This is a genomic window from Celeribacter sp. HF31 (assembly GCF_011806455.1).
Lineage (GTDB): Bacteria > Pseudomonadota > Alphaproteobacteria > Rhodobacterales > Rhodobacteraceae > Celeribacter.
Map to the genome: position 1 here is coordinate 386,697 of NZ_JAATOT010000004.1, position 13,525 is coordinate 400,221.

General features: G+C 57.8%; 13 protein-coding genes. 7 read left to right on the forward strand and 6 right to left on the reverse strand.

The window, feature by feature from the left end; genetic code table 11:
* Nucleotides 1-10: 10 nt before the first annotated feature.
* Together HCZ23_RS10890 and dacB are read left to right on the forward strand one after the other, a co-directional pair.
* Complete coding sequence (locus HCZ23_RS10890; RefSeq protein WP_167601886.1) at nucleotides 11-616, forward strand: nicotinate-nucleotide adenylyltransferase; 606 nt, start codon at nucleotides 11-13, stop codon at nucleotides 614-616.
* 91 nt (nucleotides 617-707) lie between these two features.
* The gene (gene dacB / locus HCZ23_RS10895) at nucleotides 708-2,219 is read left to right on the forward strand and encodes a D-alanyl-D-alanine carboxypeptidase/D-alanyl-D-alanine-endopeptidase (RefSeq protein ID WP_254870139.1); all 1,512 of its coding nucleotides are present in this window, start codon (nucleotides 708-710) and stop codon (nucleotides 2,217-2,219) included.
* 98 nt (nucleotides 2,220-2,317) lie between these two features.
* Here the strand turns inward: dacB and HCZ23_RS10900 are convergent, their stop codons facing one another.
* Nucleotides 2,318-2,758 carry a tellurite resistance TerB family protein gene (locus tag HCZ23_RS10900; RefSeq protein WP_167601738.1) on the reverse strand — a complete coding sequence of 147 codons (441 nt, stop codon included), beginning with the start codon at nucleotides 2,756-2,758 and terminating at the stop codon, nucleotides 2,318-2,320.
* 112 nt (nucleotides 2,759-2,870) lie between these two features.
* Between HCZ23_RS10900 and HCZ23_RS10905 the strand changes: the two genes are divergently transcribed.
* Nucleotides 2,871-4,523, forward strand: a complete 1,653-nt coding sequence (locus tag HCZ23_RS10905; protein ID WP_167601739.1) for a lysine--tRNA ligase — start codon at nucleotides 2,871-2,873, stop codon at nucleotides 4,521-4,523.
* Between the two features lie 46 nt (nucleotides 4,524-4,569).
* Here the strand turns inward: HCZ23_RS10905 and HCZ23_RS10910 are convergent, their stop codons facing one another.
* Nucleotides 4,570-5,454, reverse strand: coding sequence for a CHAD domain-containing protein (locus tag HCZ23_RS10910; RefSeq protein ID WP_167601740.1), 885 nt, complete (start codon nucleotides 5,452-5,454; stop codon nucleotides 4,570-4,572).
* 265 nt (nucleotides 5,455-5,719) lie between these two features.
* Here HCZ23_RS10910 and HCZ23_RS10915 point away from each other — a divergent pair, with 265 nt between their 5' ends.
* Nucleotides 5,720-8,008: a glycosyl hydrolase family 28-related protein gene (locus HCZ23_RS10915; RefSeq protein WP_167601741.1), complete on the forward strand. Its 2,289-nt coding sequence runs from the start codon at nucleotides 5,720-5,722 to the stop codon at nucleotides 8,006-8,008.
* Between the two features lie 55 nt (nucleotides 8,009-8,063).
* On the opposite strand, the gene HCZ23_RS10920 is transcribed toward HCZ23_RS10915, so the two are convergent.
* The 3 genes from HCZ23_RS10920 to HCZ23_RS10930 form a co-directional block, all read right to left on the reverse strand.
* Nucleotides 8,064-8,564 (reverse strand): HugZ family protein, encoded by a 501-nt coding sequence (locus HCZ23_RS10920; RefSeq protein WP_167601742.1) that lies wholly within the window; start codon nucleotides 8,562-8,564, stop codon nucleotides 8,064-8,066.
* A 121-nt stretch (nucleotides 8,565-8,685) separates the two neighbouring features.
* The gene (locus HCZ23_RS10925) at nucleotides 8,686-9,756 is read right to left on the reverse strand and encodes a type IV pili methyl-accepting chemotaxis transducer N-terminal domain-containing protein (RefSeq protein WP_167601743.1); all 1,071 of its coding nucleotides are present in this window, start codon (nucleotides 9,754-9,756) and stop codon (nucleotides 8,686-8,688) included.
* The gene (locus tag HCZ23_RS10930) at nucleotides 9,680-10,372 is read right to left on the reverse strand and encodes a response regulator transcription factor (RefSeq protein WP_167601744.1); all 693 of its coding nucleotides are present in this window, start codon (nucleotides 10,370-10,372) and stop codon (nucleotides 9,680-9,682) included. The genes HCZ23_RS10925 and HCZ23_RS10930 overlap by 77 nt, the downstream gene beginning before the upstream one ends.
* Nucleotides 10,373-10,810: 438 nt before the next feature.
* Between HCZ23_RS10930 and HCZ23_RS10935 the strand changes: the two genes are divergently transcribed.
* From HCZ23_RS10935 to HCZ23_RS10945, 3 genes are all read left to right on the forward strand, one after another.
* Complete coding sequence (locus tag HCZ23_RS10935; RefSeq protein WP_167601745.1) at nucleotides 10,811-11,128, forward strand: antibiotic biosynthesis monooxygenase; 318 nt, start codon at nucleotides 10,811-10,813, stop codon at nucleotides 11,126-11,128.
* Nucleotides 11,128-11,715, forward strand: coding sequence for a rhodanese-like domain-containing protein (locus tag HCZ23_RS10940; RefSeq protein WP_167601746.1), 588 nt, complete (start codon nucleotides 11,128-11,130; stop codon nucleotides 11,713-11,715). Before HCZ23_RS10935 ends, HCZ23_RS10940 begins: the two co-directional genes overlap by 1 nt.
* A gap of 86 nt (nucleotides 11,716-11,801) precedes the next feature.
* Nucleotides 11,802-12,929, forward strand: a complete 1,128-nt coding sequence (locus HCZ23_RS10945; RefSeq protein WP_254870145.1) for a mechanosensitive ion channel family protein — start codon at nucleotides 11,802-11,804, stop codon at nucleotides 12,927-12,929.
* Between the two features lie 138 nt (nucleotides 12,930-13,067).
* On the opposite strand, the gene HCZ23_RS10950 is transcribed toward HCZ23_RS10945, so the two are convergent.
* A complete protein-coding gene (locus tag HCZ23_RS10950; protein WP_167601747.1) occupies nucleotides 13,068-13,490 on the reverse strand; it encodes a hypothetical protein in 423 nt (140 codons plus the stop codon).
* Nucleotides 13,491-13,525 lie beyond the last annotated feature (35 nt).

Here is a 13,525-nt window from a genome sequence, read left to right on the forward strand (position 1 = left end):
GCAAGTCGTCATGCGTTGCAACCTGCCATATGCGCGTTCCGGTCAAGTGATCGGCCTGCTCGGGGGATCCTTCGATCCCGCGCATGAGGGGCATGTGCATATCACCAAAATGGCGCTGAAACGGTTCAATTTGGATCGTGTCTGGTGGTTGGTCAGCCCGGGGAACCCTTTGAAAGAAAAGGGACCTGCAAGTATGGAGCGGCGCCTGACCCACGCCCGCGAGATCATGGATCACCCCAGGGTCGAAGTGACGGACATCGAGGCGCGCACGGGCACGCGCTATACGGCGGCGACGCTTGAGGCGATCAAAGGGCTTTATCCCGGCGTGACTTTCGTGTGGCTGATGGGGGCGGACAATCTGGCCCAGTTTCATCTTTGGCAGGACTGGCGCGACATCATGCAAACCACGCCTGTCGGCGTGATCGCCCGGCCCGGCACGCGCGGGGCGGCGCGCAATTCGGTGGCGGCGCAAAGCTTTGCTCATGCGAAACTCTCGCCCCGCGCCTCGCGGCTTTTGGGGCGCTGCGGCACGCCGTGCTGGTGTTTCATCAACGTGCCGATGTCGGATGCCTCCTCGACGGAAATCCGGGCCAAAGGTGGCTGGGTCCGGGACTGATCGCATTTTGCCCAGAAAGGTGACGCACGGGGAGCAAAAGACAGGTTTTCCCGTCTTGCCCATGACGCAAACGCAGGCTTAACTCACGGCCATGATGAAGACTGAAAATTCACGGATCAATCGACGCGGGATGCTTGGGCTTCTGTTGGGCGGTATCGCTCAGGCAGGGATGGCGCGCGGCGCTTTGGCTGAGGGGCTCACCTCCTCGCCGCTGCCGAAACCGCGTCCGGCGGATCTCTACCTTCAGTCAATCCCGACGGGAGAGGCGCTGATCGAGGCCTCGGGTCTGTCGGGGCAGGTCAGCTATGTGGTGGCGGACAGCGTGAGTGGGGCAATCCATGAATCCCATGCGCCGCTTTTGCGGCTTCCCCCGGCCTCCGTCGCCAAGACCGTGACCGCGCTTTATGCGCTGGAGCATTTGGGCGCGGACTATCGCTTTGCCACGCGCGTGCTGCGCAGCGGGCCGGTGGTGGACGGGATTGTGCAGGGCGATCTGATCCTCGCGGGCGGGGGCGATCCGACCTTGGACACGGACGGGTTGGCGGTGCTGGCCGGGCAGCTTGTCGAGCAAGGCATCAAAGGCGTTAGTGGGCGGTTTTTGATTGATGACACGGCCCTGCCTCGGATCGAGGAAATCGACGCGGGGCAGACGGAATATGCGGGCTACAATCCGACGATTTCGGGGCTGAATCTGAATTACAACCGCGTGCATTTCGAATGGAAACGGCAAGGCGAGGGCTACAGCCTCAAGATGGACGCTCGCGCCGAACGTTATGCGCCGGATGTGCGGATCGCGCGGATCAGCGTGGCGGCGCGCAACCTGCCGGTGTTCGACCATGTGGCCGGGCAGGGGCGGGACGAATGGACAGTGGCGCAAAGCGCGCTGGGCAATGGCGGGGCGCGGTGGTTGCCGGTGCGATTGCCGGGGCTTTATGCGGGCGAAGTGTTTCAGGCGGTGGCTGGTGCGCAGGGGCTGCGCCTGCCGCAGGGGCAAAGGATGGCGGCGTCCGGTGAAGAGATCGCGCGCATTGAGAGCGCGCCTTTGAGTGTCGTTGTGCGCGATATGTTGAAATATTCGACCAACCTGACGGCAGAGGTTCTTGGCCTCACGGCCAGCCGTGCGCGCGGTCTCGCGGTGAACAGTTTGCAGTCCTCGGCCAGCGCGATGAGCGACTGGGCGCGTGAGGCGCTGAACATGCGGCATATATCTTTTGTGGATCATTCGGGCCTTGGCGGGGCATCAAAAGTGACCACGGTTGATCTGGCCCATATGTTGACGGCCCCGGGCGTCGAAGCGCGTTTGGCGCCTTTGCTCAAGTCTATTCCCATGAAAAATGACCAAGGCGGCGTGATCAAAAACCACCCGCTCTCCGTCGTCGCCAAGACCGGAACGCTGAATTTCGTGTCCACTCTGGCGGGGTATGTGGACGCGCCGGGCGGCACGCGCATGGCCTTTGCGATCTTCGTTGCGGATGTGCCTCGGCGAGAGGCGGCCAAGGCGCAAGGCGCGGAAATTCCGCAAGGGGCGCGGACGTTCAACGGGCGGGCGAAAAAGCTGCAGCAAGCGTTGATTGAGCGCTGGGCGGGGGTGTATGCGGGGTGAGAAGAGGGGTAATGCACAAAGAACGCCCTTGATTTTCAGGCGCAATCCCACTCTCTGAGGGCGCAGTTCTTATTCACGATCTGGCGATGTGCAGAGCCTCACCCAACAACATCGGTGTGAAGGAGCATATACCGCGCCCGCGCGCCGCGTTCGATGGCGGCGGCATGCAGCCGGTCGATGTTCAACTCGTAGCGAATCTCTTCGAGCAGGCGCAATTCGGCCTCATAGGTATGGCCATCGGCGGCGGCGACGTCACAGGCCAGCGCATAGGCCGTTTCGTGCAGATACTCGGGCAGGTTGTCGCGAATGAGGCCGAAAAGCGCGTCCAGCCCGTCCTCTTCGGAAAAGAGATCGAAGACCGTCGAGGAAACCATTTTGATCCGGTCGGTGTCGTATTCGCCAAAAATAGGCAAATGGTTGACGATATTCTCGATGGTGACCAATTCGGCGGTGCGAATGTTCTCATCGGACATCGACAAGGCGATCATCACAGCGACGAGACAGTCCTGGGGCGTGAGGGAATGGGGAATATCGTTCATTTTATTGGCTCCGAAGGGGCATGTTTGGTCAAACAATATTGACGCAAGCCGGGGGGTTCAATAGGAGTTGCGCCTTGCGGGAGAGACCCGTGCGACAAAAGGATTGCTGAAAATGACGGACCTGCGTGATGCCGGTATGAGCTCGAAAGCCTGGCCCTTTGAAGAGGCCCGGACTGTTCTCAAGCGGTATGAGGCATCCAAAAAGAAGGGCACGGCGAAGGACTACGTGCTTTTCGAGACCGGTTACGGTCCGTCGGGTCTGCCGCATATCGGGACCTTTGGCGAGGTGCTGCGCACGACGATGATCCGCCGGGCGTTCGAGGTGATCTCGGACGTGCCGACGCGTCTGATCTGTTTCTCCGACGATATGGACGGGATGCGCAAAATCCCGTCGAACGTGCCGAACCAGGAGCGTCTGAAAGAAGACATTCAAAAGCCGCTGACCTCTGTATTCGACCCTTTCGAAGAGTTCGAAAGCTTTGGCCATCACAACAACGCCATGCTGCGCCGCTTCCTCGATACCTTCGGGTTCGAGTATGAGTTCTATTCGGCGACCGAGTTTTACAAATCCGGTCAGTTCGATGAGGTGCTGAAGCGCGCCGTCGAGAAATACGACGATGTGATGAAGGTCATGCTCAAATCCCTGCGTGAAGAGCGTGCGGCGACCTATTCCATCTTCCTGCCGATCCACCCGGAAACCGGTCGCGTGCTCTACGTGCCGATGAAAGAGGTGAACAAGGACGATTACACGATCACCTTTGACGATGAGGACGGGAAGGAGTGGACGCTTCCGGTCACCGGCGGCAATGTGAAATTGCAATGGAAACCGGACTTTGGCGCGCGCTGGGCAGCACTTGGTGTGGATTTCGAGATGTACGGCAAGGATCACTCGACCAACACGCCGATCTACGACCGGATTTGTGAAATCTTGGGCGGGCAGAAGCCGGAGCACTTTACTTACGAGCTGTTCCTCGATGCCAATGGTCAGAAAATTTCGAAATCCTCGGGCAATGGCCTGTCGATTGACGAATGGCTGACCTATGCCTCGACGGAATCTCTGGCCTATTTCATGTATCAAAAGCCGAAAACGGCGAAGCGGATGCACTTCGATGTGATCCCGCGGGCGATGGATGAGTATCACCAACAGCTGCGCGCCTATCCGACGCAGGACGCGGCGAAACAGGCGGCGAACCCGGTGTTCCACATCCACGGCGCCGATGTGCCGATGTCTGACATGGTGGTGCCCTTCTCGATGCTTCTGAACCTTGCCTCTGTGGCGGGGGCTGAAGAAAAAGACCAGCTTTGGGGTTTTATCCAGCGCTATGCGCCGGACGCCTCGCCGGAGGCCAACCCACAGCTTGATGCGGCAGCGGGCTATGCGGTGCGCTATTACAATGACTTCGTGAAGCCGGAGAAAACCTTCCGCGCCCCAAGCGATCAGGAACGCGCGGCGATGGAAGACCTCAAGGCGGCCTTTGGCTCTGAAGACCTGGCTTTGGCCGCGATTGCGAAGAAAAACGCCGATATGGGCAATGACGAACCGCTGCCGGAAGCGAATTTTGCCGATGGAGATTTTCTGCAAAGCATCGTCTTCGCGGTCGGCAAGAACCACGGGTTCGAGAATTTGCGCGACTGGTTCAAGGCGCTCTATGAGGTGCTTTTGGGCCAGTCCCAAGGCCCGCGCTTCGGGTCCTTCGCGGCGCTCTACGGGGTGAATGAGACCATCGGCCTGATCGAAAAAGGTCTGAACGGCGAGCTGTCGTAAGCCGTTTTTCGCACGTGTTTTCAAAGGGCTGCTTCGGCGGCCCTTTTTATTTGGCGTGACGCCACAGCCGATACCAGATGGACCAGCGATGCGTCAGCGTCTCTGGTGTGTCCGCCAAAAGCCGCGCGCCATCGAGAAAGGCCTGTTTTTCACAGGCGGCGATTTGCGATTTTAATCCAGTTTCCAGAGTTTTGATTGCGGTTTCGTTGAGACCGGCAGAGTGCGCCTCATCGCCCAAGACGATGAGGTCGTGATGTTTCCCCAAAAGCTCACCCAGACTTTCGGCGGCTTTGACCTGTGCCGCCATCGCGTCCGGCCAGATCGGGGTCAGAAGGCGGGCATGGTAGAAGTGATATTTCACATGCTTGCGCCAATCGTGGAAATCCTCGGGCGCTCGGGTTTCGCGGGCGCGTTCCATGGTGCCTCGCGCGGTCGTGTAAGTGGTGGACAGGCCGGGGAAAATCGCTTTGCGGCCATTGTGGCGCAGCTGCCAATCCGCGCTGGAATGACGAAGCTCGGTCAGGTCTTTCGCAACGGAATGCAGCAGATCGCCAGCTCCTGCGTAGTTTGCATCACGGGCCTGGCTCAGATGATTGAGGTACTGCGTCAGGAGATCGTCAGAACGCGCAATATAATCGGACAAATGGCCCAGCGTGTCGCAGCGGACTTTGATGTCGCGCAGTTCGGACAATTGACGCCCGATGTCGCGCAGGCGTCGATCCACCTGTTTGTATCGGTCGAAATCGGGGCCGACGAGGCGCATAAGGCCACGCATCTCCTTGAGACGTTTGCGAATGTCATGCACCGCAACCATGCGCGCCTCGGGTGTGTCCGCGTCACAGGTCTTGATCGCCCGTCCCAAACGGTCCCTTGCAATGCGGCGCAGGGCTTGGGTCATGTCGTGATCGTCGGCTTGGATCGAATAGCTCATGGGGACCTCTGCCCAACTCTAGGCCATGGTACATGACAGGCCAATGACACGCTTTGCCGCTGTTGCGTGCGGGGCGAGGGCGGCGTTCGGAGGCTTAAGCGACGGGTTAAACTGCTCCTGTAGACCTTTGCCCATCTCGGGGCTCATGCGTCCCGAGTTTCCATGATGAGTTTCTCGTACGAGTTTGCCCGGACGGTCTCGTCCAGGGCCGGGATCCGTCATGCAGATCGGTGCGCATGGAATTGAAGGATTGAAAGGGGTTCGGATGAACAAGGCCATTACTGACGGGCTGGTGCTGATGCCACCGGCGTTCGAAGACGGGCTGGACGTTTGGTCCAGCGAAGACGGGACACCGGGGTCGGCGACCTATGACGGCGCGGGCAATGCGGCATTGGTGGCGGCCGATGCGGATTTTGGCGGCTGTCTCGAGTTGGTCAAAAACGACACGCTGACCAAGCTGCGCTACATGGGCGAGACGCCTTTGCAGCCGGGCATGTATCTTCAGATCAAAGCGCGGGTGAAAGCCATTTCGGGCAATCTGCCCTCCGTGCGGATCGCGGGTTGGGCAGGCGATGCCTCGTTCTCGCATGTCTCCGGGTTGACGGAGATCGGCACATCTGAGGCGCTGACCAGCTATGGCGAAGTGGTCGAGGTGACGGCCATTGTCGGCTCTGGCGACAGAGGTGGCGTGGACATGCCCTGGGGGCTTGAGCCGGTTTATGGCCATTTCGGTCTCGATCTGACGGGCGCCAATGGCGGCACCGTGCGGATCGACGATATCGTGATCGAGGATGTCTCCGAATGGTTCCTGAGCGAGAGCTCCGGCATGATCGACGTGCGCGATTACGGTGCTGTGGGCGATGGCACCACCGACAACACGGATGCGTTCAATGCGGCCAATACGGCTGCTGCAGGGCGGAAAATCCTTGTGCCGGAAGGGGTGTATCACCTTGCGGATACGGTGTCCTTTACCGAAGAGGCGGTGTTCGATGGCACGGTGACCATGTCGGCTTCTGCACGTCTTGTCCTGCGCCATGATTTTCATCTGAACGCCTATATCGACGCTTTCGGCGATGAGACCGAAGGTTTGAAACGCGCCATTCAGGCAATGTTTTACTATACGGATCACGACAGCCTCGACATGCGTGGGCGTCGTGTCGAGCTATATGCGCCGCTGGATGTGGCCGAGATCACTGGCGCGAGCACGCTTGAAGTGCGCCGTGTGATCCGCAATGGGCAGATCAACGTGCAAAGCTCGACGGATTGGGACACCGAAGAGGTCACGTCGCAAGCGACTTACAGCACAGCCAATGCCCGCACCCTGAGCAATGTCGCCAATATCGCAAATATCCAAGTCGGCAGTCTGGTGACGGGCACCGGTGTCGGGCGCGAAGTCTATGTCGAATCTGTCAATGTCGGAAACCAGTCCCTGACACTGAATCACCCGCTGTTCGGGCCGAACACGACCCAGACCTACACCTTTACACGCTTCAAATACGTGTTTGATTTCTCGGGGCTGTCGAAGCTTTCGCAGTTCGAGCTGTTTGATGTGGAGTTGCTCTGCAATGGTCGCGCGTCCGGCATCATGCTGGCCGGGGGCGGGAACAATTTCCACCTGCGCGATTGTCATATCAAATCGCCGCTCAATCGCGGCGTGACGTCGATCGGTGGCGGGTGTCAGGATTTGCACATTGACCGCTGTACTTTCGTGTCGAACGAGCAACCGTTGCGGGCCGAAGATCGTCAGTCGATTGCGTTCAACATCAACTCGAACGACTGCAAAATCCGTGACAACCGTTTCCAGCGCTTTGGTCATACGGGGATTGTCTATGGCAATGGCCATATGTTCGTGGGCAATCACTGGTTCCAGGGGGATGATTTCACCGACAGTCCGCGCACGGCGGGTTTGGTGTTCACCTATCCCAATGTAAAATCCGTGGTGACGGGCAATTACATCGACAACTCGTTTATCGAAATGACGAACGAGCACGATGTCGCGCCGGATTTCTCGTCGGAATATTCCTTTGGCGGTCTGACCATCACGGGCAATATTTTCACAGTGAACGATGCGGCAAGTTCGTTCTCCTGGATCGTGATCACCCCTTATGGGCCGGGCCATTTCCTTCAAGGTTTGGCTGTTCAGAACAACACGTTCAAGTCCTTGAACGGGTTTATCGAACGGGTTGAGCGGATCGATACAACCTATGCAGATCTCGAGTATAACTCGACACGCAATGTGACCTTCGAGGGCAACAGCTTCAATGGCGTTAGCCAGAATACGATCAACCCGGTGTCTCTGGAGTTCAGTCAGAATACGGCCTCGACGTCTTGGGTGCTTGATCCTTCCGGCTATCTGCCCTTTGGGGGCTGGGCGCGTGTGGTGGAGAGCATCGTGTTCCGTAACGAGATGACGAATGCCAGTGGCAGTACGGTGTTCGAAACGCCCTATGTGACCGTCAATTATGGCTCGAACAAGGATCAGGTCCTGTTGACCTTCGAACAGGCGGTCAAAGGTACGGTGAATCTGATCGCACGGATGGACCGCCCGATTTAACTCGGGAGCAATAGACAAGATTTGATCAACCGGGCGGCGTTTGCTGCCCGGTTTTTCATGAGCTCAGACACATGTCTTCGGCCTTTAAGTGATAGGCCTTGCCGAAGCCACCGTTCAGATCTGCGCTGAGAGGTGTGAATGTGACGAAGGAAAAGTCCGCGAAATCAACATAGAGTGCGGATTTCGGGTGATGTTTCAGCCAATATTCGCGATGGGATACATGGGCTTTGCTCTCACGCGTCACGAACTCTGCTGTGGCTTGGGCTGACAAGCGGGGAAAGGCCAGAGGGTCGCCTTTTGTCGGAGCCTCGCCCAACAGGAGGCCGACCTGCGGTGTGGCGCGCAAAGCCCGGGTGTGGAAGGCGAGATCGGAGACCAGAGTGAGCCATTGCCCCTCAGCACCGAGACCAAACGCCACCCGTGTCACATGCGGCGCACCGTTTTCAGGGTTCACAAAAGCAAGCGCGGCGATGCGCGCGTGCCGTATCAGGTTTTGCGCCATTTGGCGGGCGTCATCATCCGTGGCACGGATCGGGGAGAAGGTGTCTTTGGTCATGCGTGGACAATAGAATGTCAGCGCAGCGTATACCATAGTAAAATTGTAGGCTTTAGTCTTCCGGTTGCCACGATCGTAAATGGCTCACCCCCCTCCGTACGGCGGGCAAAACCATGAGACGCTAGAGCTGCGCATATTTTTGGACTGTGGTGTTGAGCGCACTTAGAAAGAATTCGATGCTGCTGGACAGTTCATGCAATTCGAGTTCGCTCAGTTTGTGCTCATCCATGCTCTCGAAAAGCGGAACGATATTACTCCATTCCTGCCAGTGATTGAAATTCGCGTTTTCAATTTCCGCGCTTGGGGGAGCTGGCAGGTCGAGCGCGCGCGAGGAAAACGCGAGGCCAAAGGCAGACTGTTCGAACAGTGCGATTGTCTTTTGCAATTGCTCCAGTTGCGGGGTCATCTCATCAAGAGTGCCAGCCATCTGAGCAAGACAGGCCTCCTTGCCCGCCTTTTGGATCAACATCCTTTGCCGTCCGGCAATGTTGATCATGCGGCCAAGCTCGGGAGTGCCCTGAGCGGCCAATGCGCTATAGCGATCATCAAGATTTTGCACCAGAGCATTCGACGTTTCCAGCAGGCGCAACGACAGCTCAGAGAGTGCAGCATAGTCAGAATAGCCCTCAAGTTTGCCTTTCTTGGCGGCGGTGATCTGATGTTTGAAGACATCCCAGACGTCCTCGATTTCAGCGATCAGGGCCAATGTGGCGGGGTCTGTCTCCGGTTGGAATTTATCCGGTCCGCCCCCCTCACGAAGGGCTTTCAGGGTGCTGTCGAACAGGAATTTCGAGGTCAGCAACAGGGTGATGTTCTGATCCCGATTGACATCCATTTCGGCAATACAAGCGGTACGCACCATGCGCTGGCTCAACATGCGTTGGCGGCCGGCGACATCGATCCGCACCTGTAATTCGGAGGTGGTGTTCGGCGTCTCACCGGCGTGTAGAGGGCCTGGGAGCGTCAGGGCGCCCCCCGACGCAATGAGCAGAAGGAGGAGGAAAATACGAAGCATGTTGCCTTTCCACATGAGGATCTGTGCGATGTAATTTTTCTCATCCTTAGGGAAAGAGGATTTACGGGGCCTTAAAATCACCCGATGTCGGGATATTTTATCAGGCAACCTGTTTCTGCGCGGCTCCCGACGTGATGCGATAGCCCAGTCCCCAAACTGTTTCGACCATTTCGGCATCCCCGCCGCAGAGTTCGATTTGCTGGCGCAGGCGGCTCAGATAGACGTTGATGATCCGTGCATCGGGTTCGTCGTCCCACGCGTAGAGATGGTTCATCAAGGTCTCCCGTGTCACCAAACGTTCGTGGTTGAGCACCAGCATTTCAAGGATTTCATATTCCTTGCGTGTCAGTTGCAACGCCTTGCCATGAAGCGTGGCCAGTGTCTGTTCCGTATCAAGACAAAGCGCACCAATCTGCAACGCGGCGCTTGAATAGCCTGCGGCACGACGCACAGCCGCCTTGATTTGTGCGGCCAAAGCGGCGGGATGCACCGGACCGGAAATCACATCATCCGCGCCACAATCATAGGCCTTCTTGCGGCTGCCCCAGTCGGTTTTCTCGGTCAGCGCATAGATCGGTTTCAGCGGGTCTTTGCGGCGCAATTGCTCGATCAATTTGAAACCGTTGATGTCCGGCATGTCGAGATCCAGAACGACGGCGCTCTGTTCGCCGAAATCGGCAAAATCCATCAATTCGCGTCCGTCATTCACCCGGGTCACGAGGACCCCGGCATCGGTCAGACCTGCGGCGGCGGTCATGGCATTCCAGTTGGTTTCGGCAAGCAGCACGCGCATGGCAGTGTCCTTTCTTGGCTCATTCCGGCCTCGCGTGACAGGGTCTATGGCGAGGCGTTTTCAAGGCATGGGAATGGGTCCGTTCTGGACAAGGTGCGGCGCCGATTTTCCGGGCCTGTTGAGATATTGGTAGAGTTTTAGCTAAATGTGCCTCAGTTCTGGCAAGCATTTATTATGGTTAATATGCTGAAATCATAGAAAAAATGAAATGAATCAGGGCGTCCCAAGCAATTGCGGCAAGGCTTGGGCAAGAGCGGGGAAGAAGCTGGGAGAATAGCCGAAAAACACTGGTTAATATGGACCAGAGCGTTTCGCGGAATGCGAAAGATATAGCCCCTCTAAAGTGAGTCGCAAAATCCCTTCTGGCTAAAATGCACTCTAATCGTGCTATGTTCATCTCAGGCCCATTTCGGCCAGACGTATCTGAGGGAGGAGACGATGCCGACCATTTCCAAGGACAAAACCTGTCAAACCGTTCTGACGACCTTCGAGACCACACCCGGCGTGGCCCAGGACCTCATGGAGGCGCTTCAATCCGCCTTCGATGAGGTGATCTCGAAACAGCCGGGGTTCATTTCGGCGGCGCTTCATATCAACGACGCGCAAACCCGGATCGCCAATTATTCGCAATGGCAGAAACGCGAGGACTACCAGGCCATGCTGCGCACCGAAGAGATGCGCAAACGCAATCGGGAGATCAACGGCATGTGCAAGTCGTTCGAACCCGTCATGTATGAAGTGGAGGGCATTTATTGATGCATAAGATTTTAACGACAGCTTTGATCGTGCTTGCGGGCGGGGCCTGGGCCGATCCGGTGGGGATCACCCCCGATATGATGTCCGCGACAGTGGAAACGCCTTCGGGGCCTATGGAGATTTCCCGCATTCAGGACAACGACAATATGGTTTCGGGGGAGTGGGCCCAGACCTCGCGCCCCTGTCCGAATTTCTGCATCCAGCCGATGACACCGGCTGAGGGCGTGACCACCATCGGCGAGCTGGAACTGATCGCGATGCTTCAGGACCCAGACGCCATGGTTTTGGACAGCCGCGTCAAACCCGATTTCGACGGTGGCGCCATCCCCGGCGCCGTGCATATGCCCTACACCGAGGCCGCCGACCGACTGGGCGAACTGGGCTGTGAGCCGGATTTCGAGGGCTTCATCTGCGAAGGCGATCAGGTCAAAACCGTCGCGCTCTATTGCAACGGCCCGTGGTGTGGCCAATCCCCCACTGCCGCCCGGCGCATGATCGAGGCGGGCTATCCGGCAGAGAAAATCCACTACTACCGCGGCGGCATGCAGGTCTGGCGCATGCTGGGGCTGAGCGTCACCGGCGAATGACAAAACGGGAGGGGGGGGCTTGACCCTGCGCTCAGAGACCTAAGTAAATAAGGGTATCTCGCAGCCGCAGCATAGGGACCTCCCTCTTGACCTTCGAAGAGCTTCTCTCCGAAACCCGCACCTTTTTATTTCGTCTCGATTACTTTTTCGTCGATGTCGCCATCGTCGTGGGGGCCATTCTCGTGGGCCTTCTCGTCAACTGGTCGCTGCGTGCGGTGATCCGCCGCCTGTTCTCCGACCGCTCCCACATCGCCCGCGTCACCATGCGTCAGGCCATCATCCCGATGCGCCTCATGGCCGTCTTCCTGTCGCTCATGGTGGTGCTGCCTCTGGTCTCTCTGCCAAGCTCCTGGCTCGCCACCATCCGCCACGTCATGGGCATCATCCTGATCCTGACGCTCGGCTGGGCCAGCTACATCGTCGCCAACCATTTCACCACCCGTGCGATGACCCGCTATCAGACGGATGACGAAGAAAACCTCACCGCGCGCAAAACGCTCACTCAGTTGCGGGTGCTGCGCCAAGTGATGTTCTTTGTGATCTTCATGTTCACCGCCGGCGGCATCCTTTTGACCTTCCCCGGCGTGCGCGAGATCGGCACGGGGCTCTTCGCCTCCGCCGGTGTCGCGGGTCTTGTCCTCGGCATCGCCGCGCGGCCCGTGCTGTCGAATGTCTTCGCAGGCATCCAGATCGCGCTCACCCAACCGATCCGCATCAACGATGTGGTGATCGTCGAGGGCGAATGGGGCTGGATCGAAGAAATCACCGCCACCTATGTCGTTATCCGCATCTGGGATTGGCGCCGTCTGGTCGTGCCGCTGACCTATTTCATCGAACACCCGTTCGAGAACTGGACCCGCGACAGTACCAATGTCATCGGCGCTGTGATGTGGCGCGTCGACTACACCGCGCCGATTGATGACATCCGGGCGAAGGTGAAGGAATTTGTGCAAGAGAGCGACTATTGGGACGGGCAGGTGGTGAACCTGCAAGTCGTGGACAGCGCCTCAGACGTGGTGGAGCTGCGTGGGCTGATGTCGGCGCGGACCTCGCCGAGACTGTGGGAGCTGCGCTGTGAAGTGCGGGAGAAATTGCTGACGTGGTTGCAGGGCGCGCATCCGCACGCGCTGCCCCGGACACGGGCGAGTTTCGAGATCAAGGGTGAAACTCCAAGCGGGCAGGGGCCTTTGGGCAAGGGGCTGGCGGCGGAGTAGGAGCAATGGTTGCGTTAGGCCAATCAGACATGCTTGCATGTCCGAACGCGCCCGACCCGCCCCGTCGTGCTGAAAGCACGCCTTTGGCGTGACGGCGGGCGCGTTTTACGTACAAGTCCTCGGGCCGGGCGCTTTGGCTTACCAAACTATATCGATCACACGGCCGTCAGAATGTTTACAAATTCCAATGCCTCCGGAAGCGGTAAAGCCGCTAGAATCTGCGTAGCGCATTTGGCAATTCAATGAGTGGCCTTGGTCACCCAAAAGAACCGCGATAAATTTGTTTGTCGAAGTAGTGCCGAAGATATTCGTGAAGCCTTCACCCCATGCATTAGCATATGTGCTACTCGAGCCGTCCATGATTGCTTTGCCTTTGAAGGTCTCATTGCCAATCTTGGCGGTATAGATGTCGTGATCCATGCCCTGTTCATAGTTGAACTGAACTTTTTCTCCAGTTTCGCGTACTTGGCCAGTCATTGTGCCGCTACAGGCGGTGAGAATTGTTAGAGAGAGAATAGAAAGATAACGCATAAAGCCCCTCGTTTCATCAAATGCGGACATGTTTGCGTTAAACGCGTAAGCGATGCAACTTAGTC

Coding starts and splice junctions, on each gene's coding strand:
- HCZ23_RS10890 (WP_167601886.1), top strand. CDS start 11: ATGCGTTGCAACCTGCCATATGCGCGTTCCGGTCAAGTGATCGGCCTG.
- dacB (WP_254870139.1), top strand. CDS start 708: ATGATGAAGACTGAAAATTCACGGATCAATCGACGCGGGATGCTTGGG.
- HCZ23_RS10900 (WP_167601738.1), bottom strand. CDS start 2,758: ATGAACGATATTCCCCATTCCCTCACGCCCCAGGACTGTCTCGTCGCT.
- HCZ23_RS10905 (WP_167601739.1), top strand. CDS start 2,871: ATGACGGACCTGCGTGATGCCGGTATGAGCTCGAAAGCCTGGCCCTTT.
- HCZ23_RS10910 (WP_167601740.1), bottom strand. CDS start 5,454: ATGAGCTATTCGATCCAAGCCGACGATCACGACATGACCCAAGCCCTG.
- HCZ23_RS10915 (WP_167601741.1), top strand. CDS start 5,720: ATGAACAAGGCCATTACTGACGGGCTGGTGCTGATGCCACCGGCGTTC.
- HCZ23_RS10920 (WP_167601742.1), bottom strand. CDS start 8,564: ATGACCAAAGACACCTTCTCCCCGATCCGTGCCACGGATGATGACGCC.
- HCZ23_RS10925 (WP_167601743.1), bottom strand. CDS start 9,756: ATGCCGAAATGGTCGAAACAGTTTGGGGACTGGGCTATCGCATCACGT.
- HCZ23_RS10930 (WP_167601744.1), bottom strand. CDS start 10,372: ATGCGCGTGCTGCTTGCCGAAACCAACTGGAATGCCATGACCGCCGCC.
- HCZ23_RS10935 (WP_167601745.1), top strand. CDS start 10,811: ATGCCGACCATTTCCAAGGACAAAACCTGTCAAACCGTTCTGACGACC.
- HCZ23_RS10940 (WP_167601746.1), top strand. CDS start 11,128: ATGCATAAGATTTTAACGACAGCTTTGATCGTGCTTGCGGGCGGGGCC.
- HCZ23_RS10950 (WP_167601747.1), bottom strand. CDS start 13,490: ATGTCCGCATTTGATGAAACGAGGGGCTTTATGCGTTATCTTTCTATT.